The 23,980-nt window shown below is 28.7% G+C and carries 19 protein-coding genes; 6 read left to right on the top strand and 13 right to left on the bottom strand.

Annotated elements, in window-relative coordinates; genetic code table 11:
* Window positions 1-116 precede the first annotated feature (116 nt).
* Entirely contained in the window at window positions 117-611 is a 495-nt protein-coding gene (locus tag KM800_RS02100) for an ECF transporter S component (RefSeq protein WP_217811592.1), read from the bottom strand.
* Window positions 612-768: 157 nt separating this feature from the next.
* On the opposite strand from KM800_RS02100, the gene def reads away from it, so the two are divergent.
* On the top strand, window positions 769-1,242 hold the full coding sequence (gene def, locus KM800_RS02095; protein WP_217811591.1) for a peptide deformylase: 474 nt from the start codon (window positions 769-771) through the stop codon (window positions 1,240-1,242).
* 57 nt (window positions 1,243-1,299) lie between these two features.
* Here the strand turns inward: def and KM800_RS02090 are convergent, their stop codons facing one another.
* The 4 genes from KM800_RS02090 to KM800_RS02075 form a co-directional block, all read right to left on the bottom strand.
* A complete protein-coding gene (locus tag KM800_RS02090; RefSeq protein ID WP_217811590.1) occupies window positions 1,300-2,991 on the bottom strand; it encodes a B12-binding domain-containing radical SAM protein in 1,692 nt (563 codons plus the stop codon).
* A gap of 322 nt (window positions 2,992-3,313) precedes the next feature.
* Complete coding sequence (locus tag KM800_RS02085) at window positions 3,314-3,871, bottom strand: class I SAM-dependent methyltransferase (RefSeq protein ID WP_217811589.1); 558 nt, start codon at window positions 3,869-3,871, stop codon at window positions 3,314-3,316.
* 90 nt (window positions 3,872-3,961) lie between these two features.
* Complete coding sequence (locus tag KM800_RS02080) at window positions 3,962-4,678, bottom strand: zinc dependent phospholipase C family protein (protein ID WP_217811588.1); 717 nt, start codon at window positions 4,676-4,678, stop codon at window positions 3,962-3,964.
* A 35-nt stretch (window positions 4,679-4,713) separates the two neighbouring features.
* Window positions 4,714-6,021, bottom strand: a complete 1,308-nt coding sequence (locus KM800_RS02075; RefSeq protein WP_217811587.1) for a hypothetical protein — start codon at window positions 6,019-6,021, stop codon at window positions 4,714-4,716.
* Window positions 6,022-6,144: 123 nt separating this feature from the next.
* Here KM800_RS02075 and spoVB point away from each other — a divergent pair, with 123 nt between their 5' ends.
* Complete coding sequence (gene spoVB / locus KM800_RS02070) at window positions 6,145-7,476, top strand: stage V sporulation protein B (RefSeq protein ID WP_217811586.1); 1,332 nt, start codon at window positions 6,145-6,147, stop codon at window positions 7,474-7,476.
* Window positions 7,477-7,488: 12 nt separating this feature from the next.
* Here the strand turns inward: spoVB and KM800_RS02065 are convergent, their stop codons facing one another.
* The 6 genes from KM800_RS02065 to KM800_RS02040 form a co-directional block, all read right to left on the bottom strand.
* Window positions 7,489-9,090 carry a putative polysaccharide biosynthesis protein gene (locus tag KM800_RS02065; protein ID WP_217811585.1) on the bottom strand — a complete coding sequence of 534 codons (1,602 nt, stop codon included), beginning with the start codon at window positions 9,088-9,090 and terminating at the stop codon, window positions 7,489-7,491.
* A 22-nt stretch (window positions 9,091-9,112) separates the two neighbouring features.
* Entirely contained in the window at window positions 9,113-10,072 is a 960-nt protein-coding gene (locus KM800_RS02060; RefSeq protein WP_217811584.1) for an RluA family pseudouridine synthase, read from the bottom strand.
* 160 nt (window positions 10,073-10,232) lie between these two features.
* Window positions 10,233-11,405, bottom strand: coding sequence for a M20 metallopeptidase family protein (locus KM800_RS02055; protein WP_217811583.1), 1,173 nt, complete (start codon window positions 11,403-11,405; stop codon window positions 10,233-10,235).
* 24 nt (window positions 11,406-11,429) lie between these two features.
* Entirely contained in the window at window positions 11,430-13,421 is a 1,992-nt protein-coding gene (locus KM800_RS02050) for a cell division protein FtsA (protein WP_217811582.1), read from the bottom strand.
* A 100-nt stretch (window positions 13,422-13,521) separates the two neighbouring features.
* Entirely contained in the window at window positions 13,522-13,809 is a 288-nt protein-coding gene (locus tag KM800_RS02045; protein ID WP_017750570.1) for a hypothetical protein, read from the bottom strand.
* Between the two features lie 199 nt (window positions 13,810-14,008).
* Window positions 14,009-15,841, bottom strand: coding sequence for an ATP-dependent helicase (locus tag KM800_RS02040; protein WP_217811581.1), 1,833 nt, complete (start codon window positions 15,839-15,841; stop codon window positions 14,009-14,011).
* A gap of 142 nt (window positions 15,842-15,983) precedes the next feature.
* Here KM800_RS02040 and KM800_RS02035 point away from each other — a divergent pair, with 142 nt between their 5' ends.
* Window positions 15,984-17,465, top strand: coding sequence for a nicotinate phosphoribosyltransferase (locus KM800_RS02035; protein ID WP_217811580.1), 1,482 nt, complete (start codon window positions 15,984-15,986; stop codon window positions 17,463-17,465).
* Window positions 17,466-17,493: 28 nt separating this feature from the next.
* Here KM800_RS02035 and KM800_RS02030 read toward each other — a convergent pair whose 3' ends face one another.
* Window positions 17,494-18,114: an NUDIX hydrolase gene (locus KM800_RS02030; RefSeq protein WP_217811579.1), complete on the bottom strand. Its 621-nt coding sequence runs from the start codon at window positions 18,112-18,114 to the stop codon at window positions 17,494-17,496.
* A 192-nt stretch (window positions 18,115-18,306) separates the two neighbouring features.
* Between KM800_RS02030 and KM800_RS02025 the strand changes: the two genes are divergently transcribed.
* The gene (locus KM800_RS02025) at window positions 18,307-19,563 is read left to right on the top strand and encodes a D-alanyl-D-alanine carboxypeptidase family protein (protein ID WP_217811578.1); all 1,257 of its coding nucleotides are present in this window, start codon (window positions 18,307-18,309) and stop codon (window positions 19,561-19,563) included.
* 74 nt (window positions 19,564-19,637) lie between these two features.
* The gene (locus KM800_RS02020; RefSeq protein ID WP_217811577.1) at window positions 19,638-21,155 is read left to right on the top strand and encodes an MBL fold metallo-hydrolase RNA specificity domain-containing protein; all 1,518 of its coding nucleotides are present in this window, start codon (window positions 19,638-19,640) and stop codon (window positions 21,153-21,155) included.
* A gap of 44 nt (window positions 21,156-21,199) precedes the next feature.
* Here the strand turns inward: KM800_RS02020 and KM800_RS02015 are convergent, their stop codons facing one another.
* A complete protein-coding gene (locus tag KM800_RS02015) occupies window positions 21,200-22,309 on the bottom strand; it encodes a methyl-accepting chemotaxis protein (RefSeq protein ID WP_217811576.1) in 1,110 nt (369 codons plus the stop codon).
* Window positions 22,310-22,501: 192 nt separating this feature from the next.
* On the opposite strand from KM800_RS02015, the gene gltX reads away from it, so the two are divergent.
* A complete protein-coding gene (gltX, locus tag KM800_RS02010) occupies window positions 22,502-23,959 on the top strand; it encodes a glutamate--tRNA ligase (RefSeq protein ID WP_217811575.1) in 1,458 nt (485 codons plus the stop codon).
* Window positions 23,960-23,980: the final 21 nt, after the last annotated feature.

Genomic DNA, 23,980 nt, shown 5'->3' with positions numbered 1-23,980 from the left:
TGTTTCTAAACATTATACAAATTTAAATTTTATATTTAAGCGGTATATATGTCAAGGCTTTAAAAATAGGGCAGTGCAAAATCTGCACTGTCCTATTAAAATTATCTATATATTAATTAAGCTTTTCTCAAATTCACCTTTAATGTTTTTGTCAGAGTAGATAAAAGTATACATGCTATAACACCATCCACAATATGATGAGCCACAGTGCCTACTCCTACTACAACAAGTACTTTATACATTGTAAATCCAAAAGGCATAACAAACAATGCTTCAAGTACAGCATGAACAGGTGCGGTAAAAGCAATTACAGTTTTAAATCCAAATCCTTTCTTCAACAGTACAGAACCAATAAATCCAACAAAAATATGACTACATGCCCTAGCTGCAATTACTGCCGGGCTGGTTATCAAAAATCCAAGTGCAGATCCTACCCCTACAATTACTGCTGGCACTGGTCCTAAAAACATTGATAAAAACATTGGAACATGTGCTGCAATTGTGGCAGTAAATGGTCCCAATTGAATTTTTAAAAATCCAAAAGCTGTAGGAATTACAATTGCAAGTGCTGTTAAAAGCCCTGCATAAGTAAGTTTTTTAATATTATCCATTAATTATTCCTCCTAAACGCATTCTAGTGTATATACATTAGAATATACTATTTTCTTTTTAATGTAAATATATTTATAACTAATTTCAATATTTGATTGTTATTTTAATTAAATGTATAATTTAATTAGAACTTACTTTATAGGAGGGTATAATTAAATGGCAGTAAAAGAAGTATTGCAATATGGAAATAAAACTCTTAAAAGAGTGAGCCGTAAAATTGAAAAGATAGATGATATCATTTTAGATATTATAAAAGATCTTAAAGATACTTTATATAGCAATGATGATGGTATAGGCCTTGCTGCCCCACAAATAGGAATATTAAAAAGAATTATAATCATAGATTTAAGAAGAGAAGATTCCAAACCAATTGTACTTATAAACCCTAAAATTTCAAAAAAAATCGGACACGAAGAAAGTACTGAGGGCTGTCTTAGCTATCCAGGATATGAAGGCATTGTAACAAGACCTAAAAGAGTTATAGTTACAGGTATGACACCAAATGGTAAAAAAACAGAATATACGGCAAACGGACTTTTAGCAAAAGCTTTTTGTCATGAGATAGACCACTTAGATGGTGTGCTTTATATGGAAAAAGCAAAGAAAATGTATAAGCTCAACAAAAAATAATTTATAATCACTTTTTATACTCTGTGCCAGATATTGTATATCTGGCACACAATTTAATTAATCAAACAAATATATTTCTCTATTACTATTGCCATCAAATATTATATATCCTTCTTTTTTCTCTAATATACCATTATTTTGGAACTTATGAACATCTATAAAAAACTTTTCTATATGATAATTTCCTGAAACTGATATATCTCCATCTTTTATTCTATTTTTCAAAATTCTTTCTTCTTCTTTGATTCTGTCCCTGACAAGGAATTCAGGAAGCCATCTTTTTTTATTAAATTCAAGATAATCATATTTTATAATCTCTTTTAATTCAGTATTATCCTGTTCCAAATGTTCCGAATTAAACTCTAAAAATACTTTATAATATTGTACTGCAGAAATATTTCTATTTAAGTATCCTTTATCATAAAAAAATTTACCTAACTCATAGTAAAAATCAAATGGTGTACTGAATATATTTAAAAAATATTTTAATATATTATTGAATTTGCCTGAATTATAGTATTTATCTACAACCTCATCCACTCTTTTTAAAGACAAAATTTCCATATAACTTATAAAATCGTTTTTTAATATTTCATAAGGTGGAAATGGTGAATATACTATTCCCCATTTTTCAGCTTCGTATCTCATAGAAGATCCCTTTAAAAGTTTCAAAAAACCCACTTGTATTTTTTCAGGATGAATGGAGTATACATCATTAAATGAACTTTTAAATGATGCAAAATCTTCTCCTGGAAGTCCAACTATTAAGTCAAGATGTTGATTTATATTATGATATTTCTGTATTCTCTCAACTTTATTTTCTATATCAGAAAATTTCACTCTTCTATTTATGTTTTTAAGCACTTCCCAATTTGTAGTTTGGACTCCTACCTCAAGCTGTATTCTTCCTTTAGGGGCACTATTTAACACTTCTATTTCTTCATCAGTTAATATATCTGCAGAAATCTCAAAATGAAATGTAGCATCAGTATCCTGAGCAATTATAAATTTCCATATATCTATAGCAAATTTATAATTGCAGTTAAAAGTTCTATCTACGAACTTTATAAGTTTTATGCCCTTATTTATTAAAAAGTTCAACTCTGATTTTACTCTTTCCGCATTTAAAAATCTAACACCTTCTGTTGTTGAAGAAAGACAATATTTACAAGAGAAAGGACACCCTCTAGAAGCTTCATAGTATACTATTTTATTGTCCAAATTATCATTTTGACCATATGGGAATATTATCTCATTTAAATCCAGGGCCTTTCTTTTACCATTAAATACCACTTTACCATTTTTATTAAAACAAAGTCCCTTTATATCTTCTAATTTACCTAAATAGCCTGCCCCTTTTGAATTTTGTATTTCAAAATTCAAAAGATCATAATATGTAGCTTCGCCTTCTCCAGATATAACATAATCCCCTTGATTATATTTTAAAAATTGGGAACAATCATATGATACCTCTGGTCCTCCATAAAATATCTTTATATTAGGATCTATAAGTTTTATAAGCTCTGCTAAAGATGTACAATAGTCTATATTCCATATATAGCATGAAAAACCAACCATATCAGGTTTTTCTTTTATTATTTCTTCAAGCATATTTTCTCTTCTATCATTTATCGAAAATTCCTTTATCACACATGTATAATCAATCTCTCTAGTAAAGGATTTTAAATATCTAACTGCCAAATTACTGTGAATAAATTTTGCATTTATAGCTGTCAATACTATTTTCATTTGTAAATGAATTCTCCTCTCAAACTCTTATCTGCACCATAAAATATATTAACACAAATACGATATATATTAAATTAATAAATTTATCTTAAATTAAAATTAAATTAACATAAATTAATATTTTTTGTGATATAATAATTCAAACAATAAAAATGGAATTTAAAAACAGAAAAGGTGGTTGTCCCAATGTTTGTTATATATGTATGTTTTATCATTCTAGGAATTATGTTTACAATGTTTAAATTAGAGCAAGTTGTCAACAATGAATAATTTTAAAAGAACCTCCATAATTAGTCAGGAGGTTCTTTTAAGATTTTTATATCTAATTTTCATCATTAATATCAGTAATTGATACTTCCTTTAATTCTTGTTTTTCACATTTATTTTTTGCCTTTATATAATATATATCTTCGGTAAAATTGTATTCTTCTACGTCAAAATATTTGCTTATAATATTTAGTGTGTTCTCTTTTGAACTATTTTGAATTATATTAAAATCTCTTATTTTTATTTTTTTTAATCTCTTTCCTGGAATTAAAATTTTTATATCTCCGTTAAAAATTTTACCAATTTTTTTATCTATATCCCATATATAAAGCAAACCGTTTTTATTCAAGCATCTATGTATCTTTTCTATAATCATCTTCCTTTTGATTTGAGAGAATATGGTACTAAATGAAAACAACAAAATACAAAGATCATAATAATCTTCTTTTATATACTTTCCCTCATCTTCTCCGCTTACATACTCTACATTTATTTCATGATTGAATTCTTTGTATATATTATATACTATCCCATAATTATCTAAGCCCACATCTAATAAATTACCTCTGAATATTTCATTTTCCATATTTATAAATACTTCTTTTTTATTCATAGCATCGCCTCCTTTTTTTGTATTTATTTCCGTAATAAGTAAATGCTTTATATATGATATGTTCTCTAATAATAAAAAAAATCCTTCAATTTAATGAAGAATTTTAAGTGACTTTATTTTATCATAATAATTGAGCATAAAACCCGCAGTAGTTCTTTGTGCTTCTTTTATTATACATGAAGCTATTTTTTGATATCTATCATATGTTTTTTTTATATTTAAATTTTTTATATAGGTACTGTTCGCCATTACTGCATTATTTCTTATATAATCTTCTAAGTGTTCATATCTTACCACTTTATCATACGCTATAAAAGAATAATCAGACAAGAGTCTTCCTATAATCCACAATTCAAATTTTCTGTGACTTTTTAAGAGTCTGTTATTAACATGTTGAGGTACTGTTACATCCTGAATTAAATGGCATGCAGCTCCAAAATAAAAATTTGCTTTCTCCACATTATTATCTTTAGCCATATAAATAGACTTACTATAATATTTTTTGCACTCAGTAAGAGCATCTGAAAATCCATACAGACCTCTTCCCTTACTTACATGATAAAAATGATTTGAACTTTTAAAATCCTGGTCTGCCCAGGTAACACCTGAATTCAGACTAGATATATTTTTTCTAAAATAATTAGATTGCACTTCATATCCATCATTTTTTAATATTTCTATAGCTCTGATCATTATAAATTTATGAGCGGTACAATTAGTTTTCATTATCTTCTTTTTAAGTGGATTCACTGCAAAAAATAATTTTCTTACTGCTCCACCGTAGGTTCTTTCAAATTTTTCCTTCATCTTGAGATTATCTCCCTCTTTCTAAACAATATTAATTAATCTCTTCTAGCTTTGAGAATTAATATAATAATTAAAACAATAAATATAATAAGATAAATATAAATATTATTGTAATCTTTTAAATTCTTTATAGAATTAAACTTTCCCTTATCTATACTATACAAGTATCCATTACTGCTATCAAGTATTAATAAACTTTTATTATATAGTTTTATGCTTTTTATTGCAGAAGTTTTATTAAATACAATTTCTTTTTTCGCTACTTTAGGATATTTAAAACTATATAATAGATTATCTATCTTATCATAAAAAAATATACAATTTTTTTCACCTATATTTCCTGATTTATCCACTACAGCACTTCCTAGACTTGAAACCTTATTATATTGATAAACAGGTGAAGGCGGATTCATATTAGGATGATTTTCAAGTAAAAATCCCAGGTTGTTTTTTCCCTTAAATTTAGGAGATGTAATTGGATCTCCTCCACTATAATCAGGCCATCCGTACCAAAATTCCTTTTTTATTTCATATATATAATCATTATCACCCATGATTGGTCTGGATCCCCTATTCTCCATTCCTCCTACAACACATATAAGTTTGTTATCTGAATCAAAATCCATTGCTGTAACATTTCTTATACCCCATGCAAAAGTACTTCCTTTTTTAGTATTTAAGTTATAAACTGCAATAGATGCATTACCTGGAAAGTGAGCAGGAACTACTTGTCCTTTAATACTCTTTGTTCCATAACTTTGAAATGCACCTGTTTTGCCATTCAAAGAATTTATACCTTTTAAAGTTATATCTCTGGAAGTTATGTCATGAGCATAAGGTTCATTAATCTTCCAATTATTATCTTCTCCTACTATACCCGAATTAGTCGCAGCTCCTATGGAAACAAAAAGATCATCTCCATTTACTTTTACAATACTTTTATTATAATCTCCATAATTTGGAATTCCTGATGCAAATTGACTATTATTTTTATTTTTTATATTATAACAATATATTTTATCTTTAGAAGAATAATATAATTTACCATCTTTATAATCTATACTTGTTATATTAAAATTAGGATTTTCGATTACATCATAGCTTTTACCATCCTTTCCTATAAACTGAATCTTGGAATTATATGCTATGTAGTAATTTCCTTCATTATCCCATGTGAAATCCACTGATTTCTTTAGATTTTTATATTTTATACTGTAACTTAAATTTTTGTTCTCTATTTTCAAATTCACACAAGTATTTTGTTTATAAAAATATAATTTAGCTGCATATACAAAGATGCATACACTTACTATAATAAGTAATATTTTAAATACTTTTTTCATTTTATACAATCTCCTAACTTTATAACTCATAGAATATGTATATTTAAAATTATAGTTATATATGAATATATCTTTTTTTAACATCATATTTATTTATTAATTCTATATATTTAGGAGTTGTTTATGAAAAGAGACAGATTTTTAAAGAGTTCACTTATTTTAATTTGTTCAAACTTGATTACAAGTATATTTGCCTTTATATTCTCTATTATACTTTCAAGATACCTAGGTGCTGAAGGTATGGGACTATATGATCTGATAATGCCTATATATGATCTGTTTATATGCCTCATCTGTGGAGGTATGGTAACATCCATATCGAAAGCATCTGCTGTTTATTTTGGAAAAGATGATTTTTCAAATTTAGATGGTTCAATTTCAGTATCATTGCTTTTTGATTCCGTATGGTCTCTTATAATAATATGCTTCGTATTTGTAAATGCTAAATACATAGGTATGAATATAATAGATGACATAAGGGCAGTACATGCTATTCAAGTAATTTGTCCAGCTATGTTTTTCATAGCACTATCATGCATATTTAAGGGATATTTTTATGGTACATCCGATGTTAAAATTCCAGCACTTATAGATGTAGTTGAAAAATTTCTAAGGATAATCATAATAACAAATATAGTGAGTGCATTTACATTAAAGGGTGTAAATAAAACAGTAACTGCAGCTTATTTAACACTTGCTTTTGGGGAACTCATAAGTCTAGTTGCACTTTATTTTTTCTATAAGTTAAAACGGAGAAAACATTTAAGGGCACTAGATTACAACGTAGACAAATTCCAACTTTTATTTAATGTTTTAATTGTATCATTTCCTCTATGTTTAAATGGATTTTTGTCTACAGGAATATCTGCCGTATCTGGACTTACTATTCCAAGAAGACTTGTATCTTCTGGTATAGATTACAATCTAGCTCTTTCTATGATAGGTAGATTCAAGGCTATGGCTTTTAGTATAGTATTCTTTCCAACTACTATACTAAATTCCATATCAATAGTTTTAATCCCAGATCTATCTGAAAAAATAAGCAGTCGGGACTATTTTGCAGTGGAAAATAGAATATCTCAAGTTTTAAAAGTTTCTATAATTCTAGGTATAATAACCATGGTTATATGCCTTTGCATTCCAGATTATTTGGGACAATTATTCTATAAGAGAAATGATATTGGAAATTATATAAAATTCGCTTCTCTTTGCGCCCCTGTAAGTTTTGTTTCAGCTGCAAGTTTTTCCATATTAAATGGAATAGGCAAACAAAATATACTTCTCAGGAATTCTCTTATAGTATCAGTTGAGGAACTTATATTAATATATTTTTTAACTGGAATACGTTCAATAAATATATACGGTTGTGGAATAAGTCTTATTCTTACCTCACTTACAAGTTTAATCTTAAATATGCATGAAATAAAAAAAGAAGGTTTCTATAATCCACTATAGAAACCTTCTTCTCTATCTTATTTTTGAAACTATGAATTTAGGAATACATCTAGTCAATTTTCTAGGCATGCTGTTTAAATCTTTTTTTGTTATTCCACCTATAATTGCCAGTATAAATACATAACTCAATGCTCCTATTAAAATTGCTATAATAGTAGAAACTGCATTTGCAATATATCCAGGTCTTATTAATTGTATCAATATATCCAATACGTAGTATATAAAGAATACCACTATACCCATAAATATAGAAGAAATAACAGGCTTAACAGCATGTCCAAGCATGCTTATATGTATGCTAAGTGACTTCTTAATCATTCTATGATTTAAAACTATAGGTACCAAATATCCTATTACACTTCCACCAACGGCTCCAAGTATATTTATTCTTGGAATTGCAATAAGCATATAATTGATACCTATCTTACATGCGATACCAATAACCGAATATATTGTAGCTGAATATAATTTCCCTATTCCCTGCAGTATGGTAGTCTGTATCTGCATAATAGCCATAAGTACAAGCACTATGGAACCACATGCCATTATATAAGCTCCACCCCTGAATTTCAGTAGATTAAATATAGGACCACTCAAAATAGCAAGTCCTGCAGCACATGGAATTGATATCAAAAAACACAGCCTAAAAGAATAATTTATACTATGCTTCACTTTATTTTCATCTCTAACAACAGCAGCTGCAGAAATAGCTGGAAGTATTGCCATTGTTAGAGATGAAATAATAGCAATAGGTACATTCATAAGTTGCTGATACTTGGTAAGATATCCATATAATATCATGGCACCATCACTTGTAAATCCTCCTACTACAAGCCTTGATGTAGTATTTATTACATCTACTATGTTACCGGCATAGGTCATTCCTACACATATTGTTATGGGAATTCCATAATTTATTATTTTTCTCAAGAGCTGTTTGTTACTAAACCTTCTTTTATGTTCATTTAAATTATCTTTATCTCTAAAACTTCTATTGTTATTGTAACAAAACATTAAAAATGCAGCTGAAGCCAAGGCTCCCAGTGAAGTTCCTATAGTGCTTCCTGCTATACCCGCTTCTACTCCGTACCTTATAAGATAAGCTGCAAAAGCTATAGAAAATACAATATTTAAAGTTTGTTCTATAACCTGTGAAACTGCAGTTGGTGTCATATTTCCCCTGCCTTGAAAATATCCTCTGTAAGATGAAGATACAGATGTAAACAAAATGGCTGGAGACAATGACACAAGGGATAAATATGCTCTTCTATCAGTTAATTTTGCAAGCGGAAATGCAAACACAATTAACATAACAGACATAAATATACCTACAAGGACAAGAACAGCTCTAGCTATTTTAAAGCCCCGTGCAGCATCCTTGTAATTTCCTGTAGCTGTCAGTTCTGATATAAGTTTTGATATGGCAACAGGTATTCCCGAATTGGTCAGCACAAATACAAAAGCATATATTTGGTAGGATGCTCCATATATTCCGTAACCGACTCCACCAATTATAGCAATTAAAAGAGGCACATATAACAATGATATAACTTTTGTAAGCATCCCTGCTGCTGAAAGTATGGCAAAACCTTTAGTTGTTGATTGTTCTTTCATATTAAAGACTCCCTACCCAAAGCTAGAATTTTTCAAAAATATCTTTTCTTATTTTTTTAAATACAGGAGGCAAAGCTGCAGTTATAGTCTTATTTTCCATATAATTTAATTTTTCATCACAATTTTTAAAATTTAACTTATAGGCATATAAATATTGATAATTTAAACCATATTTATTATAAAAAAAGCTGTTAATTTTTGTCTCTCCATATTTTCTATCTCCTATAATTGGATTTCCAAGATGAGCCAAATGAGCTCTAAGTTGATGACTCCTACCTGTAATTAAATCCAATTCCACAAAAGAATACAAACCACAGGTTTTTATCATTTTAACTTTCATGGAAATCTCCTTTGTATCTTTTCCAGGACTATTATATATCTCTGATATATTTTCTAAATTATCCTTGCATATGTATGCCTTGTATATACCATCTTTTATATTGCCTTTTACTATTGCCTGATAGTACTTACTTACAGTTCTGTCTCTTATCATCTCATTTAAAAGCTTGAGTGACTCATAGTTTTTGCCATAAATAACTATTCCTGAAGTATTTCGATCCAATCTATTACAGGGAGATGGGGTAAAAGTTACTGATTCATTTGGAATGTAATCTCCCCTATCATATAAATGTGACAATACATAATCTGTCAAAGTAGGATCTTTACTTTTGCTGTCTGAATGTACAAGTACTCCAGGCCATTTTTCAACTAACAGCATATTTTCATCTTCATATATAATCTTCAAAAAGCTATTGTCTATGCTCTTAAATTCACTTTTTTCCTTCTTAGAAGTAATATAGTTTGCCTCCACTGTATCTCCTTCTTCTAAAAAGTACTTTTCTTTTCTCTTTTTCCCATTTACTTTAATATCGCCTTTTCTTATAGCCTTATATATAGCACTCAAAGGGACGTCTTTCAGCCACTTTCTTAAAAATTTATCAAGTCTCTGACCTGATTCATTTATTCCTATTTCAATTTTCATTCACTCACTCCTATAAGAATATAAAAATATGTATCATTTTTCCCTAACTAATTAATTATATAATAACAATCTAATTGAAATCAACATAATTCTACATTAGTTCTATAAAATATAAAAAATATACTTAAATATGGTACTTTAAGTATATTTTTTATATTAATTATTTTAAAAAGTCATATACTGCCTGACATTGTATAGCCACACCAATTGGCAGGCATCCTTCATCTATATCAAACAAGTTGCCATGAGCTGGATTAGTTATACCCCTACTCTCATTTCTACTTCCCAAATAATAAAATGCCGATGGTCTGTTCATAGAAAAATATGCAAAACTCTCCACTCCCATACTTGGATTCTTTAAGTCTACTATATTTTCATCACCTATTATCTTGGAAGCTGAAGAAACTATATTCTTAATTACAGTATCATCATTATATAAACAAGGATAACTCTCTTCTATTTCTATTTCACAGCTTCCCCGCATAGACTTTACTATTCCCTCAGTTACTTCTCTAAGTCTTTTTTTAACATATTCCCTGTGTTCAGTTTTCATAGTTCTTATTATTCCTGATATAGTTAATTCAGTTGGTATTATATTCTGAGCTGTTCCACCATGTATTGAGCCTACAGTAATTAAAGCACCATCTGTTGGTGGAATTTCCCTACTTATTATTTCTTGCAGTGCAACTACAACATAACTTCCCATTACAATGGGATCGATACCCATATTAGGTCTGGCTCCATGAGCTCCTATTCCCTTTATTTTTATATTAAATGGATTAGATGCTGCATTCACAACTCCATATCTAACTCCTATTTTGCCTACATCTATTCCTTCTTCCACATGGAGTCCTATCACCCTGTCTACATGAGGATCTTCAAGTATTCCTTCTTTTATCATTATCTTGGCTCCACCACTTGTTTCTTCCGCAGGTTCAAAAAATAATTTTACATTTCCATTCAATTGATCTTTTATGCTGTTTAATATCTTTGCAACTCCGAGAAGTATTGTAGTATGTGCATCATGTCCACATGCATGCATTTTTCCTTTCTCCTTAGATGCATAATCGCATTTTTTCATATCTTGAAGAGGTAATGCATCCATGTCAGCTCTCAAGCCTATAGTTTTACTTCCATTTCCCCTTATTATTGCACATATTCCTGAACCGGCAGATTCAACATATTCTATATTCTCTTTATCTAAAACGTCTTTTATTTTTCCTTGAGTTCTGTAAAGCTCATAATCAAGTTCAGGATGCATATGAATATCCCTTCTAACCTTAACTAATTCATCTTGCATATTTTTGGCGATTTTTAAAAAGTCTAAATTCATTTAACTACTCCTCCTAATTGATTTTTATTTCCATCCTATTTCTATTACATCTCCTTGAGAAAGTTCATCATAGTATCCTGCGTTTTTTCCATTTAAATGAAGATATAATTCACCTTTTGAGCTAGATAGGTCAAATTCTATATGGTTAAATATATCAACAAATATATATTTTTTCTTTCCTTTTAGTTTTATATTTTGTCCATTTGCAGTCAATGTAATTTCATTATAATCTTCTTCATCATTTTTTACACTGTCAACAACAATTTCTGATTTTTCTTTAGGAACTCTGTATATTCTATCTCCTTCTTCAATTACATATTCATCTTCTAATTTATTACCGTTTAGATAATAGATAAAATCATCTTCTAAATCCACAAAATATTTTTTATAATCTTCTAAAGTTCTAGGATATATTATATCAACTCTAGCATTTTCTCTAATAAATGTATTGAGTTGGGATTTTTTATTATTTATATATAGTACAGGTTCTAGACTATATATTATATTATTTATAAAAAAACTTACAGAATATATATTGTCAATATAGTCTTTAACTCTAGGTTCTGCATTTTTTCCATTTATAGAATACTTAAGTTCTATATTATCTCCTTCCCTAACTTCTTCGTCAATACTCTTTTTAACTCCATTTATAAATATTGAAGCATTGGAACCCATTGTACCAAACGCCACTCTCTTTATATCATTTAAAATAAACCTTATGTTCTTTCCATTTTTCGCTATTAAAACTTTTGGATTTACACCTGCCTGCATCATAACATCCATAACAGTATGCCTATGAGAATTAAACAAACTTATTATAGTATCATTTAAAATAACGTCGATAAAATCATGTCCAAGTTTTCTTATAGAAACAAGTGCAATACCAAGTACCGTTACCCCTGTGCTTTCAAGAGAATTATCCATACATACACAATCACTTACTGAATTTCTACCTTTTATTGCTATTCTCTGCATTGATAAATTTAGATTTTTAGATAAAAATTCTTGAAGTTTAGGGGTATGTGCTCCACCTCCTACTAAAAATACAGCATTTGGTGGCTTGTCTCCATTCAGACTTATTATCTTTGAAGATATTTCATCTGATATTTTTTTTACTACAGGAGATATAAGTTGTATGACTTCTTCGCCAGATATTTCATTTTCAATTCCAATAACATCTTCATATTTTATCTTTTTCTCTAAGCTACATTGTTTTTTTATTATTTCCGCAGTATTAAAATCCACTAGATAATTCTTAGCTATTATTTCTGTAACTTCATCTCCAGCTTTAGAAATCATTCCATATGCACTTATGGTATTATTGCTACTTATGGCTATATCAGAAGTTCCTGCCCCCACATCCACAAGAGCTAAATTAAGAAGTCTTAATTTTTGTGGGACAGCAGCCTCCATAGCTGCTATAGGCTCCAGAGTCAAGCTTATTACTTGAAGATCAACCTTTTCCATAACGGAATACAGGCTGTCAACTACAGATCTTGGAAGAAATGTGGCAATAACTTCTACAGAGATATTTTCTCCTTTTTGTGATAGTAAATTTCCTATCAAATATCCATTTAGATAATAATTTTGTACGCTATACCCTACACAATACAATCTTCCATCAGTATCCTTATTAACTATATCTTCTGCTGACTTCACTGCCGTTAATTCCAGACTTCTTATAGTATCTTTATCTATTTCACTGTCATAATCAATTTCCATATCCTCTTTTGATAGTACAGTTCTTAAAAATCTACCTGCTGCTGCTATAACCACTTTTTCCATTTTCATATTCAAATCTTCTTCTATTTTTTGTTTAACTTCATTTACAGTATTTGATACAAGTTGTATGTCATGTATTTGACCATCTACCATTGCTCTATCTTTATGTTCAATACAATACTCCGATATCACATTAAATTTTTTATTTTTCACAATTCCAGCTATTCCTATTACTGTACGTGTTCCTATATCTAATGCAAATATTATATCCTGTGAATTAAGGTCGGCAATCATACTATTTACCCCTTTTTTCGTAATTTAAAAGCTCATATTCTTAGAATATGAGCCTAATAAAATTATATAACATTAATATTAAACATTCAATGATGCTGTTTTATGCCAGCTTTAAAACTCCATCGTTTTCTTTTATATAAGGAAGTGTCTTCAATATTTCATACTCATATAAATATTTCTTGTCTAGATTTTCTTTTATTCCTATTTCATTAAGGCAAACTATATTGCACCATATATCTACAAAATCCTGCTTTGTTATAAAATAAGTATTTATATTGTCTTTTATTACAAATCCACTCTTGAAATTTTCTATTACTTTTATATTTTCTATCTGATTGTTTGACAGGGAATCACATACATCATCCCACATTTTTTTAAATGCTATCATTCAATATATCCTCCTAAATCAATATTGTTTTTATAAAACGTATACATTATGTCTATAGTATAACATATATGTTTAATATTTTAAATAACCATATTAAAATCATTTAATAGTATAACTTATATTTTATAATTTGTTTACATTTATTTTAATTGACATAATATTTTTAACGTATACTAGATTATGCTTTTGCTAAAATCTATTATTCATTAATAAACATTTCATCTAAAAATCTGGATTGATTTTTTGGTTTTCCACATATACTTTCAGCTGAAAATATATAGAGATTATCTATAGCCCTTGTAATTGCGACATAGAAAAGTCGTCTTTCCTCTTCCAGTGATTTTGGAATACTATTTACATGTGGAATTATTTCCTCATTGCAGTTTATTATAAATACATTATCAAACTCCATACCCTTTACTCCATGAATACTACTTAAAATTACAGCATTGTCAAAATCAACACTCTCATTTATACTATTTGAAAACTTTTTCACATGTTCTAAAAATTCACTTATGTCATTGAATTTTTCAGAACATTTTTTAAACTCCCATAATATATTTTCATATTCAGCAATATCAATATTGTTCTTTTGGCATAATTTTTCAAGATAATTTATATATCCAATTTTGTATACTATAGTGTCTATAACTTTATTTAAAGACATTTTCTTAAATCTTGATACAATTTTTTTCAATTTTAATATCTTTTTTATCTGAAAAACAGAAGTATTTCTTATGTTGCTTAAAACATCAAAACAATTTTCTCTATATGGATACTTTTTAACTTTTGCTATATTGATTTTACTAATATATCTATAGGGTTTGTTTATTATATTTGAAAAACTATCTGTATCGTATTCCTTTATAGAAATATTTAAATAATCTATTATATCCATGCATATAAAATGTTCAAAGAAATTATAACTTCCATTTAAAAACTTAAATTTGATATCCTTCTTTAAAAAATCATCTATTATATTTCTTGATTCTATGCTGGTTCTATATAAAATTGCAATATTTCTATAATCGTATTTATTGGAATCTACAATTTCTATTATTTTTGTTGAAATATAATTTGCCTCATCACATTCTCCTTTAAAGTTAAAGAATTCTATTTTCCCTGAAAATTTCTTGTTGGCATTTATACTTTTTAAATTTCTATTCTTATTGTTCATTATAAGATTTTTAGAAAGTTCCACAACATTTTTCACACTTCTATAATTCACATTTAAAAAAAGCTTCTTTCCTCCATTAAAATATCTATCAAAATCCACCATGTAACCTGGATTAGATCCTCTAAATCCGTATATGCACTGATCTTCATCACCTACTGCAAATATTGAATTGTCTGAACAAATAAGTTGCAGCAATTTCAACTGAAGTTCGTCACAATCTTGAAATTCATCAACCAGCACATACTTAAATGTTTTTCTATACCTATTTAAAATATTTTCATTATTTATAAATAATCTTTTGGCTTGTAACTGTATATCATCAAAATCCAGTAAATTATTTTTGAGCTTATATTTTTCATAGCTGTTGAAGCAATGAATAAAAACATTTTTATCAGTTTTGCTTTTAAAAGTATCAATACTTGAATTTTTATTTTTTAACATGGATATATCATTTAGTATCTCTCTAATTTTCTGCTTTGGGACACAATCCAAATACATTTTTAATACATTCTTTATAATTCTAAAACTGCAATCTTCTTCTATTATATTTATACTGTGTTTGTATTCTAATAATATTTTATAAAATAGAGAATGGAATGTTCCAAAGAAAGGTATCTTGTCTTTATATTTTGAAATAGCTAAATATCTGTTTTTCATATTATGTGCAGCTGATTTGGTAAATGTTATTACTACTATATTAAATGGATTCACTTTCATATCTTCTATTAAATGACATACTCTATTTATAATAACAGTGGTTTTTCCCGAACCTGGTGGTGCACATACTTCTACATTAGTATGTGCAGTATAAACAGCTTCTCTCTGTTTTTCATCAAGTTGATTATCTTTAAACATAAATATAAATGCCCTCCTATAATATATGTAATCCATTAGGCTGTTGTGCTATTGTATTAACTACACTAAAGTATTACAATGTGTATATACAAAATTATTGACATATGAGGAATAATTAAAACATAATTTAGAGGAGATTATTATGAACTACGTAAAAAATTCTGACGTAAGAAACAGTAGAAATCTTACTATGTTAGTAGATTTTTATGAACTGACTATGGGAAATGGCTATTTGGAAAGCAATATGGGAAATAGAATTGCCTATTTTGATATGTTCTTTAGAAAGATACCTGATGATGGTGGCTACTGTATTATGGCTGGAGTTCAACAAATAATAGAATATTTATCTAACTTAAAGTTCACTAAAGATGATATTAACTATTTAAGGGAAAAGGGTGGCTTTTCAGAAAAGTTTTTAGACTACTTAGAAAATTTTAAATTCACCTGCGATGTATGGGCAGTACCTGAAGGATATCCTGTTTTCCCAAATGAACCTCTCGTAACAGTAAGAGGACCTGCAATTCAAGCTCAATTTATAGAAACAATGATACTTCTCACAATAAATCATCAAACCCTTATAGCTACAAAAGCAAATAGAATATGCAAAGCAGCTAAAGGAAGACCTGTTATGGAATTTGGTTCAAGACGTGCTCAAGGATATGATGGTGCAGTATATGGTGCAAGAGCTGCTGTCATAGGTGGATGTGACTCTACTGCCTGCACTATATCGGAGCAGATGTTTGGAATACCTGCTGTAGGTACTATGGCACACAGTTGGATACAACTTTTTTCATCTGAATATGAATCCTTTAAAACATGGGCTAAAATTTCACCAGATAATTGTGTGCTTCTAATAGATACTTATAATGTGTTAAAATCCGGACTTCCAAATGCCATAAAGGTATTCAATGAAGTTCTTCTGCCCATAGATAAAAAACCTCTAGGTATAAGAATAGACAGTGGAGATATAACTTATTTAACTAAAAAATGCAGAAAAATACTAGATGATGCTGGTTTTGACTATGTTAAAATAGTCATTTCAAATTCTCTGGATGAATTTATTATAAGAGATGTACTTAATCAAGGAGCTTGCATTGATTCTTTTGGAGTTGGAGAAAGACTTATAACTGCAAAATCAGAACCAGTATTTGGAGGAGTATACAAGTTATCCGCCATAGAAGATGAACATGGAAATATAATTCCAAAAATAAAAATAAGCGAAAATGAAGAAAAAATAACTAATCCAGGGTTTAAAAAGATTTATAGAATATATGATAAAACTGAAAATAAAGCTATAGCAGATTTAATAACCTTAAGAGATGAAAAAATAGATACTTCAAAACCTATAGAAATATTTGATCCTGTATTTACATGGAAAAAGAAAAAATTTAAAGACTATTATATAAAAGATCTTATGGTAAAAATATTTGATAAGGGAAATTTAATGTATAAAAGTCCAGATGTAATGGATATAAGAAATTCTGTAAAAGAGGAAACTGAAAAAATGTGGCCTGAAGTTTTAAGATTTGAAAATCCGCATCCTTATTATGTAGATCTTTCAAAGCAGTTATGGGATTTAAAACATGAACTTCTTCATAAACATTCTAAAATCTATGAAGAATAATATCATAAAACTGGAACTCCATATTATTTTATGGAGTTTCGGTTTTATGATATTTTATTATATCTACAAATCTTTTTACCACAAGAGCTGTAAATCCCCATATAACATACTCTTTGTATTCATAAAAATAATCCTGAACTTTTCCCTCTCTAAACTTGTAATTTTTCCCGCCATTTATAAGATGATATGGAAAACTTTCATCACTCTTTTGAATTATAGGTAATTCATGCATCTCTGGTTCATTATTTATAAAAAATTTCAGAGGTACTTTAAAAATATGATCAACTTCAGCTTGGCTTGGCACTATTTCTGCATTTTCATCTAATTTAGATACAAATGGAAATATTATAAAATTAAATGGTGTAACTACATAGTCCATATCGCCAATAAAATGTATGTCCTTTCTATTTAGACTTAACTCTTCCATTGTTTCTCTTATAGCTGTCTGTCTTGGGATTTCATTTTTTTCTATTTTTCCTCCAGGAAGACATATGTCTCCCGGTTGATGAGACAATTTAAAAGATCTTACTTCAAATACTATATTAGGATTATTCTGTTCACCAGTTAAAAGCAGCATAACTGATGCCTTTTTAAAATTTCCTATTATGCCTGGTTTTCTACTCTTAAATATACTATATATTTTATCCATAATATACACATTTCCTTCCATTTTATATTATATTTATTAATAATATATTAATTTGACATATGACTTAAGACAAGTCCTCTTCTTCAATTGTAAAATATATTTCTTAATGATATACTTTTACTGTTATATTCATAGTATAATATTATTTAACATAATTATATACATAAATCTAAGTAAATGGAGTGAGCTTCGTTGATTAAAAATAAATTTTACATATTTATTGCATTTATAATTGTTATGATTCTTAACATCAATGTATATGCCAAAGAGCCTGAAAATTCAGCTCAAGTAAAAATATATGGTGAATCAGCTATTACTGTGGACATGCAGACCGGAGAGATTATATATTCTAAAAATATAGATAATAGAATGTACCCTGCTAGTACAACCAAGCTTTTAACAGCTTTAATTTTATCTGAAAGCAAACAAAAAAATATCCCTTTGAAATATACTAAAGGTGCAAAATCACAACCAGCTGCTTCATTAAATGATGATATACACTCCATAGATATTGGAGACACAATGACTGCTTCTTCTGCAATGGATGGTTTATTAATGTATTCTGCAAATGATATAGCATATATGATAGCTGAAAATGTATCCAAAGATGTTCCGTCTTTTGCAGATCTTATGAATAAAAAAGTTAAAGAATTACACTTAAAAAACACACATTTTGTAACTCCAAATGGACTTCACAATAAAAATCACTATTCAAGTGCCTATGATATGAGTATCATAGCAAAAACCGCATTTAAAAATCCCTGGATAAAAGAAACTATGGGAAAATCATCAACTACTATAAAGACTTCAAAAGGAGTAAGCTTTACATTTAAAAATAGAAACAAGCTGCTGGGAAAGGATGGCTGCATAGCTGGAAAAACTGGATATACTGTTCCCGCTGGAAGATGCCTTGTAACAGTTTATGAAAGATCAGGTAGAAAAATACTTGGTGTTGTCATGAAATCAATCTATGATCCAAAAGACACTTATGTATTTAACGATATGGAAAAAATAATAAATTGGAGTTATGCTGCAAAACCAACTATATTACACACAAAAAATTCAATTGTTGAGCAAAAGAGTATAAAATATAAGCCTTTAGGTTTTGGACCAAGTATTAAAATATCCGTACCTTTAAAAGTATCTGATAATGTTACTTATTATGAAAATAGTGTAAATAAAAATGAATTAAAAGAATCCATAAATCTAAGCTCTATAGATTCATCCAATTTAGAAGGCAAGAAACCTATAGGTACTTTACAGATAAAAGAACGTGACAGTTTAAAAAAGTATTCTCTTTACTCTGGGTTATCGAGAAAATACATTATGAAAAAAAGTCTTCCAATATATATATCTACTATAATTATACTTGCGATCATTGCACTTGTGATCAGAAGAATCATAATTCATAAAAGACAAAGACTTCGTAAATTTTATAGATATAGATAAGATATTTTCAAATCACAGTATATGCTATAATATTTATATAAACCTAATATTGATTTTATGCAGGAGGCGATATTGTGAAAATGGAATTTTATGGTGCAGCTGGATGTGTTACAGGTTCATCTCATCTATTAAAAATTAAGGATAAAAATATACTGCTTGATTGTGGTTTATATCAAGGTAAGGATGAAAATGAGCGTGGAAATGCTACCTTTAATTTTGATCCCAAAATAATTGATTATGTAATTTTAAGTCACGCACATATAGATCACAGTGGCAGAATCCCCCTTCTTTATAAACAAGGTTTTAAAGGATCTGTAATATGTACGGATGGAACAAAAGACTTATGTAATATAATGTTAACAGATAGTGCTCATATAATGGAATCTGATACAGAATGGAAAAACAGAAAAAGAATAAGACAAGGTATCTCCACTCCATTAGAACCTCTATATACTGTAAAACTTGCCCAAGTTTCCATGTATCTTTTTAAATCCTATCCTTATGAGCAATGGATAGAACTATTTGATGGCTTTAAATTAAAATTTAAAGATGCAGGACATCTGCTTGGTTCAGCCATAGTGGAAATGATCATAACTGAAGATACTAAAGATACTAAGATCGTATATACAGGTGATCTGGGAAATAATCATTTACCTATTTTAAGAGATCCTTCAAATGTGGATTATGCTGATTATGTAATTATGGAAAGTACTTATGGAGACAGACTTCATTCGAATTCATCTAGTGAAATGAAAAATTTATCACAAATTATAATTGATACTTTTAAAATAGGTGGAAATGTAATAATTCCTTCTTTTGCAGTAGGACGTACTCAGGAAGTTATCTATTCATTAAATAACTATATTTCAGAAAACGTTTTAAATAAAATAAAAGTTTATGTGGATAGTCCCCTTGCTTCTGAATCGACTTCTATATTTTCAAGATATGAAAAATACTATGATAGTGATGCAAAAAAACTTCTAGAAAAAGGTATCAATCCCCTTAGATTTGACGGATTAACTTTCGTAAGATCACCAGAAGAATCTATGAAATTAAACAAGGTAAATCAAGGCGCCGTAATTATATCCGCCAGTGGGATGTGTGAAGCTGGCAGAATAAAGCATCATTTAAAGCATAATCTTTGGAGAAAAGAATGTTCTATTGTATTTGTAGGATATCAAGCCGAGGGAACTCTTGGAAGAAAAATAGTAGATGGAGCTAAAAGAATAAAAATATTCGGTGAAGAAATAGCTGTAAACGCCAAAATATATAAGCTTGAAGGTTTATCCGGACATGCAGATAGAGATGGATTATATAACTGGCTGTCAAATTTTAAAGTTAAACCAGAGAAAGTAATACTTGTACATGGTGAAAAACACTCTTTGGAAAGTTTTAGTAATTTTTTAAATCTAAAAGATTACTCAACTTTTATAGCTCATGCAGGAGATACTTTTATTCCAGGGATAATTCCACAAAAATTCAGCATAGTTAGAAATAAAATATTATCCATAATAAATTCTATAGAAGACCTGGATTCCTTTAACAGAGAAGCTCTAATAGAAAAAATAAGTTCTGAAATTAAAAATATATAAAAAAAGGGGCTATCACACTAAAAATTAGTACGACAGCCCCTTTTTTATTCTTTAATTAAATTTTTAATCCGGGTACTGATACCTGAAGATAAATTTGAAAGTTTTTGTGAAGCATCCGCTATTTCTGATGAAGATGAAGATATGCATTGTGAATCTTGTGAAATTTTTTCTATTCTCTGTAGTATTTCACTATTGTCGTTTAAAGTTTCATTAAATGATTTTTTAGTTTCATCTATAAGATTTGGAACTATAGTAATTGAATTTATAATATCCTCAAATGAAATTATAGTATCATTTGCTGCTTCAGCTTGATTCTCCAATAGCGATCCAACTTCATTTGAATTATCAATAACATCTTTTGTTTCATTAATTATAGATCTAACTAGGTTAGAAACTCTTTCCGATGAATTTTTAGATTTTTCTGCTAATTTTCTTACCTCATTTGCAACTACTGTAAAGCCCTTTCCATTCTCTCCTGCTCTGGCAGCTTCTATGGAAGCATTTAGTGCTAAAAGATTGGTTTGTTGAGATATTCCTGATATAACGTCAGTTATTTTTCCTATTTCAGACACTGTATTAGATAAACTATTTATTTTATTCATGACTATATCAAAAGAGCCCTTTATATTTACTATATATTTTATAAGTTCATATATTTTATCTTCTCCTTCTTTTGCATTCAATGTACTATCTTTAGTATTCTTGGATATCATTAATAATTTTTGTTCTATCAAGTCAACTTTATTTTTTAAATCTTCAATTAAAGTAACTACATTTACTATTTCATCACATTGTAAACTTGTATCTTTGGATATATTCTGTATAGAACTTGCTACTTTATTGGAAGATGATTCAATAGTCTTTGACATATTAAATATGTTGTTAATAGCTGTTTTGGATTCTTCTGAATCCATATTGGAGTCTATATTAATTAAATTATTTCCACTGCAAGATATGTCTTTTACATCTTGATTTATAGGTTTGCCTATACCAAAAGCTATAATTATACATACAACTGCTATTATTGCCAGACATATTATAAAATTACTATTATTTATATTGCCTGTATAACTTAGAAAACAGTATACAATACCTATAATTACTATAGGTATAACTGAAAAACATATGCACATCAATCTGTGTCTTTTCTGCATCTTTTTATACTTACCTCCACATGTTACTGAATTTTATACATATATATTATACCAAAAGTACATGATATTTAAAATCATCTTGACACCCAAACTCCATTATTATATGATTTAATTGAGATTAAGATTAATTTTAACCTTTCGTCTTTTGGATGAGAGGTTTTTACTTTAAAAATAATAGGAGTGAAGCTAATAATGACTAAAGTAAGAACAAGATTTGCACCAAGTCCAACAGGTTATATGCATGTTGGAAATCTACGAACTGCCTTGTATGCTTATTTGATAGCAAAACACGATGGTGGAGATTTTATACTTAGGATAGAAGATACTGACCAGGAAAGATTGGTAGAAGGTGCTTTAGATATAATTTATGATACTTTAAAAATAACAGGGCTAAAACACGATGAGGGTCCAGATATAGGTGGTCCGGTTGGTCCCTACATTCAAAGCAAAAGGACTAACATATATATGGAATACGCAAAACAGTTAATTGAAAAAGGAGAAGCTTATTACTGTTTTTGTTCAAAAGAAAGACTTGATGAACTTCATAAAAATGCAGAAGCAGCAAAACAAACTTATAAGTATGATAAACACTGTCTTCACCTTTCAAAAGAAGAAATACAAGAAAATTTAAATTCGGGAGTACCCTATATAATAAGACAAAACAATCCTGAAACTGGTACTACGATTTTTCATGATGAAATTTATGGAAACATATCTGTAGACAATTCAGAATTAGATGACATGATACTTATAAAATCCGATGGATTTCCAACATACAATTTTGCCAATGTTGTAGATGATCATCTTATGGGAATAACCCATGTTGTAAGAGGAAGTGAATATCTGTCTTCTTCCCCAAAGTATAATAGACTGTATGAGGCTTTTGGATGGCAAGTTCCAATTTATGTTCACTGTCCACCAATAATGAAAGATATTCATCATAAATTGAGTAAAAGAAATGGAGATGCTTCTTTCGAAGATTTAATAAAGAACGGCTATCTAAAAGAAGCAATACTGAATTACATAGCTCTACTAGGCTGGAATCCTGGAGGAGAAAATGAAATATATAGTTTAAACGAGTTGGTAAAAGCCTTTAATTACAAAAATATAAACAAGTCTCCAGCTATATTCGACGACGTAAAATTAAAATGGATGAATGGCGAATATATTAAAAAAATCAATATTGATGATTTTACTGAAATGGCAATGCCTTATTATAAAAAAATAATAAAAAAGGACTTGAATTTTAAAAAGATAAGTGAACTTGTTCAAACTAGAATTGAAGTACTACCTGAAATTTGTGATCTAATAGATTTCTTTCAGGATCTTCCTGAGTATTCGGCTGATATCTACGTTCATAAGAAGATGAAAACAACTTTTGAAAATTCACTTTTAACTCTTGAAAAAATCTTTCCAGTATTTGAAGCAATGGATAACTGGAATATAAAAAATATAGAAGATGCATGTATGAATCTAGTTAAGGAGCTATCTGTTAAAAACGGTATAGTCTTATGGCCTATAAGAACTGCCCTATCCGGGAAAAAATTCTCTGCTGGTGGTGCTTATGAAATTGGAGCTATAATAGGTAAAGAAGAATCTTTAAAAAGATTATCTATAGGAATTGATAAATTAAAAGCTGCTATTGAATAAAATAAAGGCTGCATGGAAAAT

The organism is Clostridium tyrobutyricum (assembly GCF_019144085.1).
GTDB lineage: Bacteria > Bacillota > Clostridia > Clostridiales > Clostridiaceae > Clostridium_B > Clostridium_B tyrobutyricum_A.
Note: the sequence above shows the minus strand (reverse complement) of the source record. Positions and strands in the feature narration are given on the sequence as shown.